Source organism: Stenotrophomonas sp. Marseille-Q5258, from assembly GCF_946900935.1.
GTDB lineage: Bacteria > Pseudomonadota > Gammaproteobacteria > Xanthomonadales > Xanthomonadaceae > Stenotrophomonas > Stenotrophomonas nematodicola.
The window spans coordinates 1-1,667 of record NZ_CAMPPN010000059.1; the positions used below are offsets into that span (position 1 = coordinate 1).

The 1,667-nt window shown below is 66.9% G+C and carries 1 protein-coding gene and 1 pseudogene; both read left to right on the plus strand.

The features are described from left to right. On the plus strand, positions 1-230 hold a 230-nt coding region (locus OC534_RS19235; protein WP_262072414.1), incomplete at its 5' end, for an autotransporter outer membrane beta-barrel domain-containing protein. A gap of 407 nt (positions 231-637) precedes the next feature. Further along, positions 638-1,667, plus strand: a pseudogene (locus OC534_RS19240) (autotransporter outer membrane beta-barrel domain-containing protein); the annotation flags it as partial.

Sequence of the window (1,667 nt, forward strand, 5' to 3'; positions counted from 1 at the left end):
TGCGTCCGTACCTGGCAGTGAACTGGTACCGCGACGGGGCCAGCAACGGCATCGCCTTCGACGATGAAGCGATGCGCGCCAGCACGCCGCGCAACCGCTATGCGCTCAGCGCCGGTGCCAAGGTTGCGTTCCGCCCGGGCGTTTCGGCCTGGGGTGGGCTGGGCCTGATGCGCGGCGACAGCGGCTACCGCGAAGCCAGTGCGCAGCTGGGGATGTCCTACGCCTGGTGAGGGTCCTGACAGTGCCATGTCCGAGCTCCCCGACGGCGAGACCCGGGCATTGCATCCAGACAGCGGCGTTCAGGAAAGGCCACTTCTGAACGCCGCGCAGCGTATCGTCGATGGAGCGGATACCCGCTCCATCGACGCCTTCCGCGGTAGGCCTCCTCACTCTTCTGAATCCGGGCTGGCTGCTACCGGCAAGCCGGGTCCATCTGCAATTTCTTGCATGGGGTGGCCCGCCATTGGTCGCAACACTACACGTCATCGCTGACACAGATCGACGCTGGCGCCCCCCCCCTTCCCATCTTCACGACACCGCTGCCTCCGATGGGGCGTGGGGCGCGCGGGGACGCGGCGATCACGTGACGTGCTCGGCCACATTTGCCCTCTGACGCGAGAACAGGACGATGACTTTGATGAAGACCTCTGCTGCCGGCCACCCGTCGGTGCGGCCCCTTGCCTGCGCGGTGATGCTGGCGATGGGCGTGCTTCCGCTCGGCGATGTGACGGCGCGCCAGCTCGACGGCGAACAGGCCGAGGTGGTGGCGGGCGAAACGCCCGAAACCTGGTCGCTGCGGAACGGGGCACGGCTGCTCGTCACGGGCGGGCACACCTACGACATCGATGTGACGGAAGGATCGGTGGACCTCACCGGCGCGACCGTCACGCGGCTGGTGAGCGGAAACAAGTCGGTAACACTCCGCGGGACGTCGGCCTTGCGCGCCGACGGCACTCTGTTCCAGGGCGGCGGTCTTTGGCTCACGAACGATTCAACCGCCCATCTGACGGACAGCAGCATCCAGGTGCAGGGCGTGACCGGTGCACTTGCCAGCGTCGGCGTGGACTTCCTGGGTCTGGGCGGTGACAGCGCCCACGCCACCCTCGACAACACGCGGGTGACGGTGGCCGACAACCCGGGTACCCCCGACTACAATTCGGGCCTGGGGGTGCGCATGGCCGCTGGCAGCAGCATCGACATCATCAATGGCTCGTATATCGATGCGGCCAATATCGGCGTCCACTTCTGGGGGACCGATGCAGCAGCAGGTGCGACCCGTCTCCGGGTGGATGGCTCCACGGTCCGTTCCGGGCGCGGCGCGGCACTTCACATCGGGGCGGTATCGGCCGTCGACAAGGCGTACGACATTCTCATCGCCAATTACGCCAGGCTGATCGGGGGCGATGGCCATCTGCTGCGGGTTACCTCACTGCTTGGGGACCCCACCGCCAGTGTGAGTACGGTCGCTTTCACGGTCGACGATTCGCGCCTCCGCGGCGATGTCACCTTCGACACCCGCACCGTCACCGGCACGCTGGATGTCACGCTGCGCAACAACGCGCGCATCGACGGTCGCTTCATCAACGTCAGCCGCGCCGACATCGGCACCCACAGCACCTGGATGCTCACCGGCGACAGCAACGTCGGCCGGCTGCAGCTCGACGCCA